At 70.8% G+C, this 18,632-nt stretch carries 16 protein-coding genes; 6 read left to right on the top strand and 10 right to left on the bottom strand.

The features are described from left to right. Window positions 1–125: 125 nt before the first annotated feature. From rsfS to leuS, 6 genes are all read right to left on the bottom strand, one after another. Window positions 126–557: a ribosome silencing factor gene (gene rsfS / locus JHW38_RS07900; RefSeq protein ID WP_207525414.1), complete on the bottom strand. Its 432-nt coding sequence runs from the start codon at window positions 555–557 to the stop codon at window positions 126–128. Between the two features lie 85 nt (window positions 558–642). Continuing rightward, entirely contained in the window at window positions 643–1,302 is a 660-nt protein-coding gene (gene nadD, locus JHW38_RS07905; protein ID WP_207525415.1) for a nicotinate-nucleotide adenylyltransferase, read from the bottom strand. A gap of 16 nt (window positions 1,303–1,318) precedes the next feature. Continuing rightward, window positions 1,319–2,365 carry a DNA polymerase III subunit delta gene (holA, locus tag JHW38_RS07910; protein ID WP_207525416.1) on the bottom strand — a complete coding sequence of 349 codons (1,047 nt, stop codon included), beginning with the start codon at window positions 2,363–2,365 and terminating at the stop codon, window positions 1,319–1,321. A gap of 21 nt (window positions 2,366–2,386) precedes the next feature. Further along, complete coding sequence (lptE, locus tag JHW38_RS07915; protein ID WP_242691261.1) at window positions 2,387–2,821, bottom strand: LPS assembly lipoprotein LptE; 435 nt, start codon at window positions 2,819–2,821, stop codon at window positions 2,387–2,389. A 176-nt stretch (window positions 2,822–2,997) separates the two neighbouring features. Next, window positions 2,998–3,669 (bottom strand): glutathione S-transferase family protein, encoded by a 672-nt coding sequence (locus JHW38_RS07920; protein ID WP_207525418.1) that lies wholly within the window; start codon window positions 3,667–3,669, stop codon window positions 2,998–3,000. 185 nt (window positions 3,670–3,854) lie between these two features. Next, on the bottom strand, window positions 3,855–6,638 hold the full coding sequence (leuS, locus tag JHW38_RS07925) for a leucine--tRNA ligase (protein ID WP_207525419.1): 2,784 nt from the start codon (window positions 6,636–6,638) through the stop codon (window positions 3,855–3,857). A gap of 261 nt (window positions 6,639–6,899) precedes the next feature. Between leuS and JHW38_RS07930 the strand changes: the two genes are divergently transcribed. After that, on the top strand, window positions 6,900–8,687 hold the full coding sequence (locus JHW38_RS07930) for a sensor domain-containing diguanylate cyclase (RefSeq protein WP_207525420.1): 1,788 nt from the start codon (window positions 6,900–6,902) through the stop codon (window positions 8,685–8,687). A gap of 243 nt (window positions 8,688–8,930) precedes the next feature. Here JHW38_RS07930 and JHW38_RS07935 read toward each other — a convergent pair whose 3' ends face one another. After that, window positions 8,931–9,101, bottom strand: coding sequence for a hypothetical protein (locus JHW38_RS07935; protein WP_207525421.1), 171 nt, complete (start codon window positions 9,099–9,101; stop codon window positions 8,931–8,933). Between the two features lie 234 nt (window positions 9,102–9,335). Beyond that, entirely contained in the window at window positions 9,336–9,545 is a 210-nt protein-coding gene (locus JHW38_RS07940; RefSeq protein WP_207525422.1) for a hypothetical protein, read from the bottom strand. 293 nt (window positions 9,546–9,838) lie between these two features. Here JHW38_RS07940 and JHW38_RS07945 point away from each other — a divergent pair, with 293 nt between their 5' ends. Then, the gene (locus JHW38_RS07945; protein WP_207525423.1) at window positions 9,839–11,161 is read left to right on the top strand and encodes a metal-dependent hydrolase family protein; all 1,323 of its coding nucleotides are present in this window, start codon (window positions 9,839–9,841) and stop codon (window positions 11,159–11,161) included. 999 nt (window positions 11,162–12,160) lie between these two features. Here the strand turns inward: JHW38_RS07945 and JHW38_RS07950 are convergent. Beyond that, a complete protein-coding gene (locus tag JHW38_RS07950) occupies window positions 12,161–12,790 on the bottom strand; it encodes a DUF998 domain-containing protein (RefSeq protein ID WP_207525424.1) in 630 nt (209 codons plus the stop codon). Between the two features lie 97 nt (window positions 12,791–12,887). Between JHW38_RS07950 and JHW38_RS07955 the strand changes: the two genes are divergently transcribed. The 4 genes from JHW38_RS07955 (at window position 12,888) to JHW38_RS07970 (ending at window position 17,512) form a co-directional block, all read left to right on the top strand. Then, window positions 12,888–13,757: a tetratricopeptide repeat protein gene (locus tag JHW38_RS07955; protein WP_207525425.1), complete on the top strand. Its 870-nt coding sequence runs from the start codon at window positions 12,888–12,890 to the stop codon at window positions 13,755–13,757. Window positions 13,758–13,895: 138 nt separating this feature from the next. After that, window positions 13,896–14,345 carry a DUF4442 domain-containing protein gene (locus tag JHW38_RS07960; RefSeq protein ID WP_207525426.1) on the top strand — a complete coding sequence of 150 codons (450 nt, stop codon included), beginning with the start codon at window positions 13,896–13,898 and terminating at the stop codon, window positions 14,343–14,345. 196 nt (window positions 14,346–14,541) lie between these two features. Beyond that, on the top strand, window positions 14,542–16,572 hold the full coding sequence (locus JHW38_RS07965) for a bifunctional serine/threonine-protein kinase/formylglycine-generating enzyme family protein (RefSeq protein ID WP_207525427.1): 2,031 nt from the start codon (window positions 14,542–14,544) through the stop codon (window positions 16,570–16,572). A gap of 256 nt (window positions 16,573–16,828) precedes the next feature. Beyond that, a complete protein-coding gene (locus JHW38_RS07970; protein ID WP_207525428.1) occupies window positions 16,829–17,512 on the top strand; it encodes a DUF502 domain-containing protein in 684 nt (227 codons plus the stop codon). Window positions 17,513–17,558: 46 nt separating this feature from the next. Here the strand turns inward: JHW38_RS07970 and JHW38_RS07975 are convergent, their stop codons facing one another. Beyond that, window positions 17,559–18,632 (bottom strand): minor capsid protein, encoded by a 1,074-nt coding sequence (locus JHW38_RS07975; protein WP_207525429.1) that lies wholly within the window; start codon window positions 18,630–18,632, stop codon window positions 17,559–17,561.

Consider the following 18,632-nt stretch of genomic DNA (forward strand, 5'->3'; position numbering starts at 1 on the left):
GCGGATGCGGGGTTGCGGGCTCGCGCCGTATGCGCGGTGGCGCGGTCGCGGCTTGCGCCGCTCCTACAGTCGGGATCGAAAAAAACGGCGCCCTGGGGCGCCGTTTTTCGTATCGATGCGGACGATCAGTAACGCTCGTCGTCGCGCGACTCGCGGCCTTCCACGCCCTCCGGCGGCGGCGGCTGGTCGCCGACCGTCCACAGGCGCTCGAGCGCGTAGAACTCGCGCACGCGCGGCAGCATGACGTGCACGACGACGTCGCCGAGGTCGACCAGCACCCACTCGGCCTCGCGCTCGCCTTCCACGCCGAGCGGCATGACATCGAGGTTCTTGGCGAACTTGACGACTTCGTCGGCGATCGACTTGACGTGACGGGTCGAGGTGCCGGAGGCGACCACCATGTAGTCGGTGACGCTGCTCTTGCCGCGCACGTCGATTTCGACGACATCCTTGGCCTTGAGCTCTTCGACCGCTGCGTGGACCGTCTTGAGCAACAGCTCGGTCGGCGGCGGCGGGTTCGGCAACTGGGTCTTGATGACTTGGGCTTGGCTGGTCAAGAGGATGCGGCTCGTCGTTCGGAAGTTATCTGCCGATTATACCCAAGGCCCTCGCGGCGGCGCGGCGGACCGCGCGGCGGGGCGTTCAGGCGGTCGTCGCGCCGCGGTCGGCGACGACGCCGTACAGGCCGCAGGCGCGGATATAAGCGGCCACCGGCGCGGGCACGAAATCGTCCCAGGGCCGGCCCTCGGCGATGAGCTCGCGGACCTGGCTGGCCGATTCGGCCTGCAGCGGCTGCCTGAGCCGGTACACGCGGCCGGCCGCGGCGGCGGTCAAGTCGGCCGGGTCGGCCGTCTCGCGTCCTGGTGCGATAGCGGCGATGCGGGCCGCGTCGAGCGGGCTGCCGGGCCGTTCGGCGACGACGAAATGGGCCAGCCCGAACAGCGCCTGCCATTCGCGCCATTGCGGCAGGTCGAGGAAGCTGTCGGCGCCGACCAGCAGCGCCAGCGGACGCTCCAGGCCGAACTCCGCGCGCGCTTCGCGCAAGGTTTCGACGGTGTAGGAACGGCCCTCGCGGCGCAGTTCGCGCCGGTCCACGACCAGACCGGCCTCGCCGTCCACCGCCAGGTCGAGCATGTGCGCGCGCTGCTGCGCATCGGCGCCGGGCGCGGCGCGGTGCGGCGGGTCGGCGGCCGGCATCAGCCGCACCTGCGCGGCCAGCGCGTCGCGCGCGGCGCGGGCGACGGCGAGGTGGCCGTCGTGGATCGGGTCGAAGGTGCCGCCGTAGAAGACCAGCAGGCTCATGCGCGGGCGCCGCCGCTCAGCCCGCGCCGAGCGCGAGCAGGCGCAGCGCGCGCGGCTCGGCCACCGCCAGCAGCAAGCGCTCCAGCGCGGTCCAGGCGTCGCCGGCCTCGCGGCCCTTGGCCATGCGGTCGACGCGTCCGGCCTGCACCAGCAGCGCTTCCCAGCGGCGCGCGTCGTGGCGCTGCAGGGCGCGGCGGTACATCGGCTGCTTGGAATCCCAGATCCGCTGGGCCTTGAATTCGGAGCTCAGGTTGCCGCCGCGCGCCGACACCCGCGCCAGCGCGGCGGTGCGCTGCAATTCCATCACCACCATGCCGAGCAAGGCCGGCACCGCCTCGCCCTCGGCGCGCAGGCCGGCGAGCATGCGCGAGACCTGCGCGCCCTGCCCGTTCATGGCCGCGTCCAGCACCCGGAACACGTCGAAGCGCGCGGCGTCGGCGACCAGGGCCTGCATGCGTTCGACGGTCAGGGTTTCGCCGTCGGACAACAGCGCCAGCTTGTCGACTTCCTGCGCGGCGGCGAGCAGATTGCCTTCGACCCGGTCGGCCAGGCTCTGCACCGCGTCGCGGTCGGCGCGCAGGCCGCGCTGGCGCAGGCGGCGCTCCATCCATTCGGGCAGTTCGTGCGGCTTGATCGCCCAGGCCACGGCGATGTGGCCGATGCGGCCGATCGCTTCGCTCCACTTGCCGCCGTGCTGCTTGCTCCATTCGCCGCAGGAGATCAGCAAGGACGCGTCGTGCGGCGGGTCGGCGCAGAAATCGGCGATGACCTCGGCGCCCTCTTTGCCCGGCTTGCCGCTCGGCAGCCGCAGTTCCAGCAGGCGCCGGCTCGAGAACAGGCTCGGCGCGCGGAAGCTCGCCGACAGCGCGTTCCAGTCGGGTTCGCGCTGGTTGCCTTCGGCTTCGAACACTTCGCGCTCGCCGATGCCCTGGGCGCGCGCGGCGGCGCGCACGGCGTCGGCGGCTTCGAGCACGCGCAGCGGCTCGGGACCGGCGATCAGATAGGCCGGGCGCAGCGGTTCCTGTTCGAGCTGGGCGACGAGGCGCTCGGGGGTCAGTTCCATGCGATGCGGACCCGCGGCGGCTCAGCGCCGCTCGCTGACCGCGCCGATCCGGCGCAATACCGCCGAGCTCATTTCGCGGCGCATTTCGCGCATCAGGATCTCGCGCTCGCCCTCGGTGCCGATGGCGTTGGTCGGGCTGGACACGTAGTCGCGCGACAGCTCGATGCTCTGGCGCGGCACCAGCGGCTTGCCGTCGGCCTTGCGCAGTTCGAACACCACCGCGTAGCGCAGGCTGTATTCCTGCACGCGGCCGAGTTCGTCGAGCGCGGCCGGGGTGTCGCCCCAGCGTTCGGACATCAGGTCCAGCACCGCCACTTCCGCGGCGCCTTCCGGCGCCGGCACCGCGCCGGCGCGGGTCAGCGCCTGGGCCAGCGATTCGGCCAGCGGGCTGTAGCGGTCGGAGGAGACCACGCGCACCGGGCCCATGTCCGGCGGCAGGGTCAGGGCCTGGCGCAATTGGAATCCGCAGGCCGACAGGGCCAGCACGAGAGCCGCAAGCGACGTGCGGGCGAAAAGGGAGCGAGGCGTCATGGGGCGAAGTCTGGACGAGGCGGCCGTGGGCATCAATAGCGAAGGCTGAACCGTGCGACGCGGTGCGCGTCGCGGTCGCGGCGGCGCGGCGGCGGCCGCGCTCAGTAGCGGATCGGGTGCCCGGCGAACAGCGCCTGCGCGCTGTGCGCGCCCGGCAGCGCCAGCACGCGGTCGTACCAGGCCTTGAGCGCGGGCCAGCGCTGCGCCCAGTCGGCGTGGGCGACGCCGGCGGGTTCCGCCCAGGGTTCGACGGTGAAGCACAGGTAGCCCATGCAGGCGACGTCGGCGATGGTCGGCTGCGCGCCGGCCAGCCACGCAGTCTGGGTCAATTGCGCCTGCAGCCGGTCGAGGTCGGCGCGGCTGCGGCGGTCGTACCAGGCCAGCAGGGCCGGGTCGTACTGGCCGAACTGGCGGCCGTAGCGCGAATGGGCGAGGTTGAGGCTGACCCGGTTGGCTTCCCACGACAGCCATTCGCGCACGTGCAGCCGCGCTTGCAGATCGGCGCCGTCGAGGCGGCGCGGGCCGCCGTGCGCGTCCTGGCGCGCGGCGAGGTAATCGAGGATGACGTTGGACTGGCACAGGGTCAGCCCGTCGATGCGCAGCACCGGTACTTCGCCGTGCGCGGCGATGTCGCGGAATTCCTGCGAACGCTGCTCGCGCGGGCTGCGGATGTCGACGTGGCGCTGTTCGAATTCGACCTCGAGCAGGCGCAGCGCCAGCGCGACCTTGTAGCTGAAGCCCGAGTCGGGATGGCAGTAGAGGATCGCGGTCATGGCGTTCGGGTCTCGGGAAAACGGAAGCGGCGGCCTCCCCTGCCCGTGCGCTGCGCGCGGCGGACGCGGGCGGCGCGAAGCGGGCGCGTCGCGCGGCCGCCTGCGCATTCGCCGCGCGCCGGTCCGGCGCGCGGCGCTGCCGCTCGGTGGATGCCGCTCGGTGGATGCCGCTCGGCGGGCGTCGCTCAGCTGGCGACGATGTTGACGATCTTGCCGGGCACCACGATCACCTTGCGCACGGTCAGCCCTTCCAGGTACTTGACCGCGTTCGGCTCGGCCAGCGCCAGCGCCTCGATCTCGTCCTTCGGCGTGGCGACCGCGACCTCGATGGTGCCGCGCAGTTTGCCGTTGACCTGCACCGCCAACGTCACCGCGTCGCGGGTCAGCGCGGTCTCGTCGGCCTGCGGGAAGGCGATGTCTTCCAGCAGGGTCTCGGCATGGCCCAGGGTCTGCCACAGCGCGTGGCTGGTGTGCGGGGTGATCGGATTGAGCAGCAGCACCATCGCTTCCAGCGCTTCCTGGCGCAGGGCGCGGCCGTTGCCGCTGGCGTCGTCGAACTTGTACAGGTGGTTGAGCAATTCCATCACCGCGGCGATCGCGGTGTTGAAGCTGTGGCGGCGACCGTAGTCGCCGCCGACCTTCTGCACGGTCTCGTGGATCTGCCGGCGCAGGGTCTTCTGCGCGGGCGTCAGCGCGGCCGCGTCGAGCGCCGGCGCGGCGCCGGCGTCGGCGTGCTTCTGCACCGCCGTCCACAGCCGGCGCAGGAACCGCGCCATGCCTTCGACCCCGGCCTCGTTCCATTCCAGCGACTGGTCCGGCGGCGCGGCGAACATCGAGAACAGGCGCACGGTGTCGGCGCCGTACTTGTCGACCATCAGCCTGGGGTCGACGCCGTTGTTCTTCGACTTCGACATTTTCTCGGTGCCGCCGATCTGCACCGGCTGGCCGTCGGCCTTCAGCGTCGCGCCGACGATGCGGCCGCGCTCGTCGCGCTGGACCTCGACGTCGGCCGGATTGATCCAGTCGGGCTGGCCGTCGGGCAGCGAGCGATAGTAGGTTTCCGCGATCACCATGCCCTGGGTCATCAGATTGACCGCGGGCTCGTCGCTGTCGACCAGGCCCTGGTCGCGCATGAGCTTGTGATAGAAGCGGAAGTACATCAGGTGCAGGATCGCGTGCTCGATGCCGCCGATGTACTGGTCGACCGGGGTCCAGTACCTGGCGCGTTCGTCGACCTGCTGGGCCGCGCCCGGCGAGGTGTAGCGCGCGTAGTACCAGCTCGACTCCATGAAGGTGTCGAAGGTGTCGGTCTCGCGCTCGGCCGCGCCGCCGCAGTTCGGGCAGGTGGTCTTGCGCCAGTTCGGGTCGGCCTTGATCGGCGAAGCGACGCCGCTGAATTCGACGTCTTCCGGCAGCACCACCGGCAACTGGTCTTCCGGCACCGGCACGTCGCCGCACTTCGGGCACAGGATCACCGGGATCGGGCAGCCCCAATAGCGCTGGCGGCTCACGCCCCAGTCGCGCAGGCGGAAGTTGACCCGGCGGTTGCCGCGGCCTTCGGCTTCGAAGCGCGCGGCCAGGGCGTCGAGCGCCTGCTGGAAGTCCAGGCCGTCGTACTCGCCGGAATTGACCAGCCAGCCGCGCTCGGTCCACGGGCCCTGTTCGTCGATGCCGTTCTGGAACTCCTCGACCACCTGCACCGCGGCGGTGGTGTCGTACACGTCCAGCGCCGGCGCGCCGCCGAGCGCGCTGCGCATCGGATCGGCGTGGGCGGCGACGTCGCGGCCGATCTCGGTCAGCGCGTCGCGCACCGCGTCGGGCACGATCACGGTCTTGATCGGCAGTTGGTAGCGCTTGGCGAATTCCCAGTCGCGCTGGTCGTGGCCGGGCACGGCCATGACCGCGCCGGTGCCGTAGTTCATCAGCACGAAGTTGGCCACGTACACCGGTACGTGTTCGCCGGTGACCGGATGCACTGCGCGCAGGCCGGTGTCGCGGCCGCGCTTTTCCTGGGTTTCCAGTTCGGCTTCCGAGACGCCGCCCTGGCGCAGTTCGGCGATGAACGCGGCCAGATCGGGATCGCTCTGCGCGGCGTGCGCGGCCAGCGGATGCTCGGCGGCGACCGACACGTAGGTCACGCCCATCAAGGTGTCGGGGCGGGTGGTGAACACCACCAGATTGTCCAGCGCGGCGTCGACCGGCCGGCCGTCGCCCTCGACCACGTCGAAGCGGATTTCCAGGCCTTCGCTGCGGCCGATCCAGTTGCGCTGCATGGTCTTGACCGCGTCCGGCCAGCCCGGCAGCGAATCCAGGCCGTCGAGCAACTGCTGGGCGTAGTCGGTGATCTTGAGGAACCACTGCGGGATTTCGCGCTTTTCCACCAGCGCGCCGGTGCGCCAGCCGCGGCCGTCGATGACCTGCTCGTTGGCCAGCACGGTCTGGTCGACCGGGTCCCAGTTCACCACCGAGTTCTTGCGGTAGGCCAGGCCCTGCTTCATCAGCCGCACGAACATGCGCTGCTCGTGCACGTAGTAGTCCGGCGTGCAGGTGGCGAACTCGCGCGACCAGTCGATCGCGTAGCCCATCGTCTTGAGCTGCGCCTTCATGTGGGCGATGTTGGCGTAGGTCCACTTGGCCGGCGCGGTCTTGTTCTTGATCGCGGCGTTCTCGGCCGGCAGGCCGAACGCGTCCCAGCCCATCGGCTGCAGCACGTTATGGCCGGTCATGCGCTTGTAGCGGCTGATGACGTCGCCGATGGTGTAGTTGCGCACGTGGCCCATGTGCAGCGCGCCGGACGGATACGGCAGCATCGACAGGCAGTAGTACTTGGGCTTGGCCGAGCGCTCGTCGACCTCGAACGCGCGGGTTTCGTCCCAGTAGCGCTGGGCGGCGGCCTCGAGGGCGCCGGGCTCGAAGGCCTTGGGATCGGTCGGGGAATCGTTCGGGGCGGGGGCGGCAGCGTCGGACACAGGCGTGGCGATGGCGATGGGGCAGGACCGGCAAGCCTACCGCAGCGCACAAAAGCCCGCTACGCGCGCGGCGGCGCCGGCCGTCCGGCGGCGCTGGACGGCGGCCCGACGCCGCCGCATGCCCGCGCCCGCGGATCGGGCGCCGCAAGCGCGGCGCGACGGGCGAACGGCGATTCCGCCGCGACCGCCGGCGCGCCGCCGCGACGGCGGCCGCGCCCGGGTGTGGGAAGATGCCCGGGTCGGACCTCCCCCGAGCCCGCTTTGGCCCAGCCTTCGCCGCCCGCGTCCCCCGCTGCGCCGCCCGCATCGCCGAGCCCGGCGCGGGCCGCCTCGCGTTACCGCGCCTATCGCCTGCCGGCGTTCGTGCTGGCCGCGCTGCTGCTGGCGGCGGTCGGCATCGCCACCGTGGTCGGGCTGCGCGGCTTCGCCGAGAGCGCGCAATGGGTCGAACACTCGTATCAGGTCATCGCCGAGATCGAATCGACCCTGGCCGCGACCCGCACGGTCGAATCCAGCGCCCGCGGCTATCGCCTCACCGACCGCCCCGCCCTGCACGCCGAATACCTGGCCAGCATTCCGGCGGCGCTGAGCCATTCCGCGCAACTGATCGCGCTGACCCGCGACAACCCGCAACAACACCGGCTGGCGCGCGATGTCGAACGGCGGATGCGGCTGCGGCTGGCCGAGATCGACCGGCTGATGGAGCTGTACGCGCGCGACCCGCAGCAATCCCTGATCAGCGGCCGCACCAGCACCGGCACCGAGCAGATGCGCGCGCTGACCGCGGTCGCCGACGCCATGCGCGAGAACGAACGCGCCCTGCTCGCCGCGCGCGACCTGCGCACCGACCGCAACGCCGCGCTGCTGACCGCGCTGGTGGTCGGCGGCCTGCTGCTGGCGCTGAGCCTGCTGGCGCTGCTGATGCTGAGCCTGTGGCAGGAAAACAAGCGCAGCCGCGCGCTGGAACGCGAGAGCCGGCAGGCGCTGGCCGAACTGGAGGCGTCCGCGGCCGAGCGCCAGCGCCTGACCGAGCGCCATCGCAGCCTCAGCCACTACGCCGGCCTGCTGCAAAGCTGCCAGACCCTGGAAGAAGCGATGGACATGACCGCGCACGTCATCGCCGACCTGATCCCGGAGCTCGGCGGGCGCTGCTACATCCTGCGCGCCTCGCAGAACCTGGCCGAAACCGCGGCGCGCTTCGGCCGCGAAGCGATACTCAGCGCCGACCTGCTGCAGCCCAACGATTGCTGGGCGCTGCGCCGCGGCCAGGTCCACCGCAGCCAGGCCCACGACGGCGGCGTGCGCTGCGCCCATCTCGAGCGCGCCGATCCGCAGCGCGCAGCCGCCGGCGACGACGATCCGCGCTGGAGCCTGTGCGTACCGCTGATGGCGCAGAACACCTCGCTCGGCCTGCTGTGCCTGAGCGGCGAACGGGCCGCGCGCGAGGCCGACCTGGCCCTGGTCCAGGCCATCGCCGAGCAGCTGAGCCTGGCCATCGTCAACCTGCAGCTGCGCGAAACCCTGCGCGTGCAGTCGCTGCGCGATCCGCTGACCGGCCTGTTCAACCGCCGCTACCTGGAAGAAAACCTGCAGCGCGAACTGCTGCGCTGCCAGCGCCGGCGCCTGCCGCTGTCGGTGCTGATGCTCGACGTCGACCACTTCAAGCGCTTCAACGACACCCACGGCCACGCCGCCGGCGACGCGCTGCTGGCGCGGATCGGGCAGTTGCTGCAGGAACTGGTGCGCAACGAGGACATCGCCTGCCGCTACGGCGGCGAGGAATTCACCCTGGTGCTGCCGGAGGCCGACGCCGAAGCCGCGTCGCAACGCGCCGAACGCATCCGCGCGGCGATCGCCGCGACGACCATCGTGCACCTGCGCCAGACCTTCGGGCCGGCGACGTGCTCGATCGGCGTGGCCACCTCGTCGGGCGAGCGCGATACGCCTCAGCAGTTGTTGCAGATCGCCGATGCGGCGCTGTATCGGGCCAAGGCCGAGGGACGCGATCGGGTGGTCGGCGGCGATCGTGCGGCGGGCGCCGTGGAGTAACGGCGCCGTCGCTTGCGCCGCCGTTCCGGAGCAAGGCCGGAACCCGTCGATTGCGCTTCCGATCTCTCGCGCCGGAGCCTGTCGTGCAGGGCGATCAGCGGCGCGGTCGCGATGGCGCGATCTGAAACGAGAGCGTCGGGGCTGAAGTCCCTCGCACAACAACAGTCCCTCCCGCCAGAGCAACTTCTTTCACAAAAAAGCCCGGGGCGGCAACGCCGCCCCGGGCCGGTGCGACATCCGGCTTCAGACGCAAACGCGCCCGACCGGGCGCCCGCTCTTGTCGTACAGCAGCTTCTCGACCTTGCCGCTCGGGCACGGCTGCGGGATCGGCTTGAAGATGTCGGCGGCGGCGTGGGCGGCGAAAGCCAACAGGCCGGCGGCGGCCAAGGCCGCGAAGGTGTGCGATTTCTTCATGGGTGGTTCGACTCGCTGGGCGAACCGGCAATGTGGTGGCGAAGGCAGTGGAAACCCCGGTCCGTACGGAATCCTGCCGGGGCCCACCATGCGCAAGGGGCGCCGGGCTGGCAAGTGCGATCGCGCGGGCGGTGGCGTTTTTTTGGCCAAACCGGTTAAGGATTCGCAACCTCGGCGTTGATCGCAGCAGGTGTCGCGACGCCGCGCGCAAACCCTACGCCAGCGTGCGGCGGCTCAGCGCGCGGCTTCGACCGGCACGCAGGTCCACACGATCCGGCCGTCGCTCTGCGCGGCGGCGACCGCCAGCTCGCCGGCACCGCAGACCGCCGCCGATTTGGGCTTGTTGCTGCGGTCGGTGCCGCTGTTGCCCTGGCCTTCCGCCATCGCCGCGCCGCAGATCGCCAACATCAGCAGCGCAGCGGCCAAGATCGTTTTGTCGCGCATGTCCCTTCCCCTCGAAAGCCGCATCCGCGCGGCGAAGCGCTGAGCCTGAGCGCGCGCCGCGACGGCGGCAAGCAGGCTCGGACGGACGGCGAGCCGCAGCGGCGGCGGGACGCGTCTAGTGCATTGGTCACGTTGACCGGCGCGGTGCGCGGCTTGCATGCTGGCCCGGCCCGGCGGCCGCGACAGGGGGAACTGCGCGACGCCGCCGCACCGCTGCACACCCTCCTCGCGCGACGCGGCACGGACGACGCCTCGCCGCTCCGGGCGTCCGCCCGCCAACGCCGGAACCGACCATGACCCGACCGCACGCCGCCGTACCGCTCGCCCTCGCCGTCGCCGCGATTTCCTGCGCGCTCGCCGCGCCCGCGCAGGCCGCGCCGGCGCCGGCCGAACCCACCGCGCTGCGCTGCGGCAAACTGTTCGACGCGCGCAGCGGCAAGCTGCTCGGCCCGCATACGGTGACCGTGCGCGACGGCAAGATCGCCGACGTCCAGGCCGGCCTCAACGACGTCGCCGGCGCGCGCGCGGTCGATCTGTCGCAGCACACCTGCACGCCGGGCTGGACCGACCTGCACGTGCACCTGGGCGGACAGTCCAGCGCGCAAAGCTATTCCGAAGGCTTCCGCCTCGACCCGGTCGACTTCGCGTTCCGCGCGGTCGGCTACGCCAACAAGACCTTGATGGCCGGCTTCACCAGCGTGCGCGACCTCGGCGGCGAAGTCAGCCCGCACCTGCGCGATGCGATCAACCAGGGCCTGGTCAGCGGCCCGCGCATCTGGGCGGCGGGCAAGTCCATCGCCACCACCGGCGGCCACGCCGATCCCACCAACGGCATGAACGACGCGCTGTCGCACCTGATCGGCCCGCCCGGCCCGACCGAGGGCGTGATCAATTCCATCGACGACGCCCGCCAGGCGGTGCGCCAGCGCTACAAGGAAGGCAGCGACGTCATCAAGATCACCGCCACCGGCGGCGTGCTGTCGTACGCCAAGTCCGGCGACGCGCCGCAGTTCACCATCGAGGAGGTCAAGGCCATCGTCGACACCGCCAAGGACTACGGCTATCGCGTCGCCGCGCATGCGCACGGCGAGGAAGGCATGAAGCGCGCGGTGCTCGGCGGCGTCACCAGCATCGAGCACGGCACCTACATGAGCCCGGAGGTCATGGCGCTGATGAAGCAGCGCGGCACCTGGTACGTCCCGACCATCTACGCCGGCCGCTTCGTCGCCGACAAGGCCAAGATCGACGGCTATTTCCCCGACGTGGTGCGGCCGAAGGCGGCGCGGATCGGCGCGATGATCCAGCAGACCGCGGCCAACGCCTACAAGAACGGGGTCAAGATCGCGTTCGGCACCGACATGGGCGTCGGCCCGCACGGCGACAACGCGCGCGAGTTCGTCTACATGGTCGAAGCCGGCATCCCGGCGGCGGTGGCCTTGCAGGCGGCGACGATCCGCGCGGCCGAAGTGCTCGGCGTCGAGGACCAGGGCACGATCGAGACCGGCAAGCGCGCCGACATCGTCGCGGTCAAGGGCGATCCGATCGCCGACATCAAGACGGTGCTGGACGTGGCGTTCGTGATGAAGGACGGCGCGGTGTACAAGCAAGCGCTGTAAACGCGTTCGGCGTCGTCGGGTCCGATGCGAACCCCGGTCGCGCAGGCGGCCGGGGTTTTTCGTTTGCGCGGCGTCTTCGCGCGTCGGGACCGCGAACCGAGTCGGACCACAAACGCATCGCCGCTCTCACGATCGTCATTCCCGCGAACGCGGGAATCCAGGGGTTCATCCAGGCATAACGCTGAAGTCTCTGGATCCCCGCCTTCGCGGGGATGACGATTTGGGAGAGACGTGGCGAGCCCACCTTCCGTCGTTCCCGCGACAGCGGGAACCCAGGGCTTCATCGCAACACCGCCCTGAAGTCTCCGGATCCCCGCCTTCGCGGGGATGACGACTTGAGAGGGGCGCGGCGAACCCATCTACCGTCGTTCCCGCGAAAGCGCGAACCCAAGGCTTCATCGCGACACCGCCCTGAAGTCTCTGGACCCACGCCGTCGCAAGGATGGCGAGCGTGGGAACCGACACCACCCATCGCCGCACGCAGCCGCTGCGACTGCACACCGGCTTCACACCCCCGATCCCAGTTCCAGCAATCGCGTGCCGCCTGCGCCGACACCGGCGCCCGCCGCGTGAGCCCGGTCACGGCGACCGCCGCGGGCTCGTGCCATAACCGGTCCCGGCTCGCGTCCGCCGCCTCCCCCGTACGCGCCGCTTCGATCCGCAACGCGCGCTGCGCAACGCCCGGGATTTCCGGGCCCGCCCTCGCAAAGCGCGCCTTTCGCAACGCGTCCATCCGAGAAAAGGATTTCGCCGATGACCCCGCCGCTCCGCGCCGCCGCAGGCGCGACTCCAAGCCAGGACGGGCCCGCGCGCTGAGCGATCGTTCCATGCCGTTGCCGCAGCAAGGTCCGCCGCGGGTGCGCCCGCGGCAGGCGCCGATTCCGACTGACCTTGCTGCGGCGCCGGCGCCATAGGGGCAGAAGCGTGCGTGCAGAAGCGAGGAGCGGGCAAAAGCGCAAGCCGCTTTCGCTGACTTCGCTGCGCTCGCTTCCAGCCCTTCTAGCCTCGTGCCACGCGCGCCGCGGCCAGATACGCCGCCAACCACGCCAGCAACGCCACCCGCTGCGCCGGTGCGCCCGGCACCAGCCGCCAGTCCGCGGCCAGCACCGCCAGCGCCACCACCGCCGCGGCGAACAGCGCGATCGCGCCGAAGCGTCGCCATGCCGGCGCCGCCAGCGACGCATACGCCAGCAACGCCGCGCCGGGCGCGAACGCCAGCCACCACAGCATCCACGCCAACGCGTGCAGGCGGCTGGCCTGCGCGTCGAGGTCCTGCGGATCGAGCGTGGCCACGCCCTGCGCCGCCCACGCCAACGCCGACCACAGCCACAGCCAGGCGCCGATCCGCGCCGTCGCGCGCTGCCCGCGCGCGGCCTCGATCAGCGTCCACGCCACCCACGCCAGCGCCAGCCCCGGGCCGATGTAACCCAGCAGGTTGAACGCCAGCGCGCGCTCGATGCCGTGCGCGCCGAGCAGGCCGGGCGGATGCCGCCAATGCGAATAACCGTCGAGCGCCGCGCCGAAGCCGAGCAGCGCGGCCACGCAGCACAACGCGGCGGCCAGGGCGACGACGAAGGAAGATCGATGGGCGCGGCGCGCCGCCGCGGCGGACTGGGATGAGGCCTTCATCGCGACATGCTAGCGTGCGCGGCTTGCGGCGCGCTTGCCTCGCGCCGCCTGCGTCCCCACTTCGGACGAATCCGCTTTCGCATCCATGAGCCCGCCGATGACCGCCACTGCCGCCTCTCCCCACGTATTCGACGCCACCGCCGAGCGCTTCCAGCAGGACGTGCTGCAAAAGTCGCTGCAAGTGCCGGTCCTGATCGACTTCTGGGCCGAGTGGTGCCAGCCGTGCAAGACCCTCGGCCCGATCCTGGAAAAGCTCGCCGGCGAGTACAACGGCGCGTTCGTGCTGGCCAAGGTCGACGTCGAGGCCGAGCAGCAGCTCGGCGCCGCGTTCCAGATCCGCTCGATCCCGACCGTGTTCCTGATGAAGGACGGCCAGCTCGTCGACGGTTTCGCCGAGGCGCTGCCGGAAAGCGTGGTGCGCGAATTCCTCAAGCAGCACGGCATCGAGCCGGCCGCGCCGGCCGCCGAGGAGGCCCCGGCCGAAGCCGCGCCGGTCGACCCGCACGCCGAAGTCGTGCGCCTGCGCCGCGAAAGCGCCGAGCAGCCCGACAAGCCCGAACTCAAGCTCGACCTCGCCCTGGCCCTGCTCGCCACCGGCGCGGAAGCCGAGTCGGAGCAGCTGCTCGACGCGCTGCCGGCGAACCTGGCGACCGACGACCGCAGCGTGCGCGCCCGCGCCAAGCTCGGCTTCCTCAAGGTGGTGCGCGACGCGCCGCCGGCCGCGACCCTGGAAGCGACCCTGGCCGCGACTCCGGACGACGCCCAGGCGCGCTACCTGCTCGGCGCGCGCCTGATCGCCGCCGGCCAGGACCAGGCCGGGCTGGAGCAGTTGATCGAACTGCTGCGCCGCGACCGCGCGTTCCAGGAAGGCTTGCCGCGCAAGGCGCTGATCGATGCGTTCCGGGTCGTCGCGGACGAGGATCTGGTCGGGGTGTACCGGCGCAAGATGTCGGCGCTGCTGTTCTGATTCCCGGAGCCAGGGAACAAAGGCGATAAGGGGACGGGGAATGGCGGACGCGCCGGGTTGCGCGCCCGCCACCTGGCCCGCTTCAACAATACGCATCCGTATGGCAGACTGGCCGCGCCCTTCCCCACCCCCGCGCGCATGAAAGCCAACACCCTGCGAATCGGCCTGAATCTGTGGCCGCCGTTCCTGTTTTCCGGGATCCACGTGACCCGGATCGCCGCGGACTACCGCCACGCCACGGTCGAACTGCGCATGCGCCCGTGGAACCGCAACTACGTCGGCACCCACTTCGGCGGCAGCCTGTTCGCGATGACCGACCCGTTCTGGATGCTGCTGGCGATGCAGGCGCTGGGCCGCGACTACATCGTCTGGGACCGCGCCGGCGCGATCGAATTCGTCAAACCCGGCCGCGGCACGGTGCGCGCGCAGTTCGATCTGGACGACGACATCCTCGAGGAACTGCGCGCGGCCACCGCCGGCGGCGACAAGTACCTGCGCTGGTTCGACACCGACGTCCTCGACGCCAGCGGCGAAGTCGTCGCCAAAGTCCGCAAACAGCTGTACGTGCGGCGCAAGCGCGACCGCTGAGCGCGGACGGCCGCGCCGCTGCGGCTTTGAGACCCGCGTCGCCATTCCTTCCGCGCCGCTGCGGTATGGAAGCACTGTCAAAAACCATGCCTGGGCCCTGCTCAGGCTTGTAAACGCGGGCACTTAAAAGCCACACTAGTCGTCACGCGGGCACTGCTGCGGCGTTATGCTGCGCAGTCGCGACACGGGGCCGCGAATGTCCAACCACACAATTCCAAGCGATGCCTATCGCGCGCCGATGCCGGAAATCTCCGGCTACCGACTGCGCGAGATCATCAACCACGGCGGCTCGTCCACGGTTTACCTGGGCGAGCAAAGCGCGTTGGGGCGCGAAGTCGCGATCAAGATCATGCTGCCGCACGCGCTGGCCGACGAGGTCAGCCGGCGCCGCTTCGAGAACGAAGTGCGCACCATCGCGCGGCTCGAGCATCCGCACGTCGTCAGCATCCACGAGGTCGGCCGCACCCGCGACGGCCTGCCCTACTACGCCATGCCGTACCTGCCGCGCGGCCATCTGGGCAAGCGCATCGAGCAGGGCTTCGCGCGCGGCGAGGCCGACGTCATCGCGATCGTCGAGCCGTTGCTGGCGGCGCTGGAATACGCCCACGCCCGCGGCGTCGTGCACCGCGACGTCAAGGCCGAGAACGTGCTGTTCGACAACAGCGAACGGCCGCTGCTGGCCGACTTCGGCATCGCCCTGCGGCGCGGCTTCGGCGCGCGCATGACCGCGACCGGGCTGGCCGTCGGCAGCACCGCGTACATGGCGCCGGAGCAGGCGCGCGGCGAGGAAGTCGACGGCCGCGCCGACCTGTACAGCCTCGGCGTGCTGATCTGGGAAATGCTGACCGGCCGGCTGCCGTTCGAAGCGCCCGACGCGCTGTCGATGGCGGTGATGCACGCGCAGGACCCGATTCCGAAGATCTCGCCGCCGCTCAAGCACTGGCAGCGCTTCATGAACCGCGCCCTGGCCAAGCAGCCGGACCAGCGCTTCGAAAACGCCGCCGAGATGGCCGCGGCGGTCGACGAGATCAAGCACCGCGGGCAGATGAGCGGCTTCGGCCGGGCCCTGGCCACGCTGCGCCCGCTCAAGCGCTGGGCCACCCCGGCCTGGGCCGGGCTGGCGGTGGCCGCGGTCGGCGTGGTCGCGGTCGGCTTCGGCCTCAACCGGGTCGAGAAGGACGGTTTCTTCCGGGTCGAACCCAAGCCCGCGGCCAGCGCTGCGGCCGCGGCGCCGGCCGCACCGGACCCGACCCAGGCGATGATGGCGCCGCTGCCGCAGGCGCCGCTGCAGGATTCGCTGCAGGCCGCGCGCGGCTACATCGCCGAAGGCCGTCTGGCCGCGCCGGCCGACGCCAACGCCTACAACAGCCTTCTGACCGCCTGGCATCTGGACAGCACCAATCCGGAAGTGGCGGTGGTGGTCGACGAACTCACCCAGGCCTTCGGCGACGCGCTCGCGCGCGACCTGCGCGAAGGCCGCGACCCGCAGGCGCGCCAGCACTTGGTCAACGCCACCGCGCTGGGCCAGCAGACCGGCACCGCCGACTCGCCGGCGCAGCGCGCGCTGCGCGAAAAGGCCGCGCAGGCCTTGCAGGCGCGGCTGGATCAGGCCGCGCGCCGCGGCGACGGCGGCGACGCCGGCAAGGTCATCGCGCTGGCCGACGAATTCGCGTTGCCGCGCACCGTCTCGACCAAGCTGGTCGCGCAGGCGCGCGGCATCGCCGGCGACGGCACGGTCGCGCGCGGCACGGTCGTCGCCAGCGCCGCGAATGCGCCGGCGGCGAGCGTGGCGGTCAGCTTCAACCCGCGCCCGGTCAGCCGCGGCGAATACGCCCGCTTCGCCAGCGCCAGCCAGCGCGCGCCGGCGCTGTGCCGCGAACGCGTGTCGCTGCTGCGCGTGCTGTCGCCGAAGGACTGGAAGGAACCCGGCTTCGGCCAGACCGAATCCGAGCCGGTGGTGTGCGTGTCGGTCACCGACGCGGAAGCCTATGCGCAGTGGTACAGCCAGCAGACCGGCCGCCGCTACCGCCTGCCGACCGCCGAGGAAGCGCAGCGCATGCCGGTCAACGGCGGGCGTTCGCTGTCGATGTGGTCGGCCGATTGCGGGCGCAACTGCCAGCAGCGCCAGGTCGGCGGCAACTCCTGGCGCAGCGCGCAGGCGCAGCGGCCGCTGACTTCGGGGCGCGGTTACGACGATGTCGGCTTCCGGTTGGTGCGCGAGCGCTGAGGCGCGGCGGCGCCGGCGATGCCATCGAGCCCTCCCTCGCGGAGGGCTTTGTTTTTGGCCGCAGCCCTCCCTGTAGGAGCGGCGCGAGCCGCGACCGCGACACCACGCATACGGCGCGAGCTTGCGACCCCGCGGTCGCGGCTTGCGCCGCTCCTACAGAGGGAAGCCCGAGCGCGACGCTTCTGGACCCGCATCGGCCAAGGCCCGCACCGCCGCGCACCTCCCGACGCCGCCGCGCTCGCCTACAATCCGCGCCATGCGCCCGCCCAACCTGCAACGCCTGTTCCTCACCGGCCTGCTGACCCTGTTGCCGATCTGGCTGACCTGGGTCGTGGTCAAGTTCGTGTTCGTGCTGCTGTCCGACATCAGCCGGCCGCTGATCGGGCCGCTGTTGCAGGACTTGGCGCTCGCCCATCCGCAGGCGCTGGGTTGGCTCGGCGCCGCTTGGGTACAGACGGCCCTGGCGCTGGTCGCCACCGTCGCGGTGATCCTGCTGTCCGGCGCGATGGCCCGGCGCGTGGTCGGCCAGACCCTGCTGCGCTGGTTCGAATCGCTGATCCGGCGCATCCCGCTGGCCAGCACCATCTACGGCAGCGCGCGGCAGTTGCTCGACATCCTGCAGACCAAGCCCGACGGCACCCAGCGCGTGGTGCTGGTCGACTTCCCGCATACCGAGATGAAGTCGATCGGTTTCGTCACCAAGGTCATGCGCGAAGAAGGCAGCGGACGCGAGCTGGCCGCGGTGTACGTGCCGACCACGCCCAACCCGACCTCGGGTTATCTGGAAATCGTGCCGGTCGAGAAGATCACCCCGACCGACTGGAGCGTGGACCAGGCGATGAGCTTCATCATCTCCGGCGGCGCGGTGTCGCCGGCGACGATTCCGTTCTCCGTGCCGACCAGTAAAATCAATGATTTGAACGATAACAGCCGAGACTGACTAGCTCGACACGAACTCCTATTCACTTTTCGGTGTATCGCTTTGGCTACACACCGGCTTGCGCGAACACCTTGGGCGCGGCCTGCCGCATCTGTTCGATTGTGAGCGGCTGGAAGTTCTTGCCGAGCTGTAGCGCAGCGAACTCGTCGGCGCTGATCCCGCCCCTGAGGAACACGGCGGCCCGGGTCGGCCCCAGGGCCTCGTCCACGAAGTCGGCCGGCTGGGTCTTGAGCCACTGGAAGTAGGTCAAGCTGCCCGAGACCTGGCCGTCCTCGCTCGCGCGCGTGCTCGGCGGCATCTCGTCTACATCGAGCCCCAGGGAGCGGAAGCTCTTCGTCACCGGCACGATCGTGGATCGGCAGTTGGGGTGTGCCGGCGGGACCGGCCCCTCGCCGAACTGGAACACGCGGCCATCGAGTGATTGGCAGATTTCGCTCGTCTTGCCGTCCAGTGTGGAAACCCAGCGATACCCCTCCAGGATGTCGCTATTGGCCTTCATCGTCTCCATGCGCGCCACGGACGCCATGTGCTGCACCGACGTGTGCACGACCGTCCGCGCGTGCCGGCGACTTACAGCGAGCTCGCCGTCTGCGTAGTTGGCGGCCTTGGTGCCTCGCAGGTCACGCACGATCTGATCCGTGGTCCGGCCCTCGAAGTAGCCTCGGCGAATGACGCCCTCAATTCGCCCGACGTCAGCCTCGCCCCACTTGGAGACGAACGAGTCCAGCAGCATGCCGCCGCCAGCGCCCCGCACGCTTAGCGGCGTGCTGTTCACGGCCACCCGCAGGACTTCAGGGCTTGGCGTCTCGACGCGGACGCCTTCCAGGGCCGCGGCTACGCTCTTGCCCTCTGTGTCGGCAACGAGCTGCCCAAGTTCCTCCAGCCGGCCCAGGTAGGCGGAGCTTTGCCGGTCGTACAGCACCGACAGCGAGCTACGAACCTCGCGCAGCAGCGCCTCGATTCGGCTGCGCTGGCCTGGCGACACGTCAGCCCGCGTTAGGCGTTCCCGCAGGTCACGGTCAACTGAGCGCAGGAACTCGTCGACCTTCTGGTCCTCGCCGGCCTTGACTCGTTCCAGCAGCACCTGCAGACGGATACTCTCGTTGATGAGCGCAGGCAT

This window comes from Lysobacter enzymogenes, assembly GCF_017355525.1.
In the GTDB taxonomy this organism is placed as follows: domain Bacteria; phylum Pseudomonadota; class Gammaproteobacteria; order Xanthomonadales; family Xanthomonadaceae; genus Lysobacter; species Lysobacter enzymogenes_C.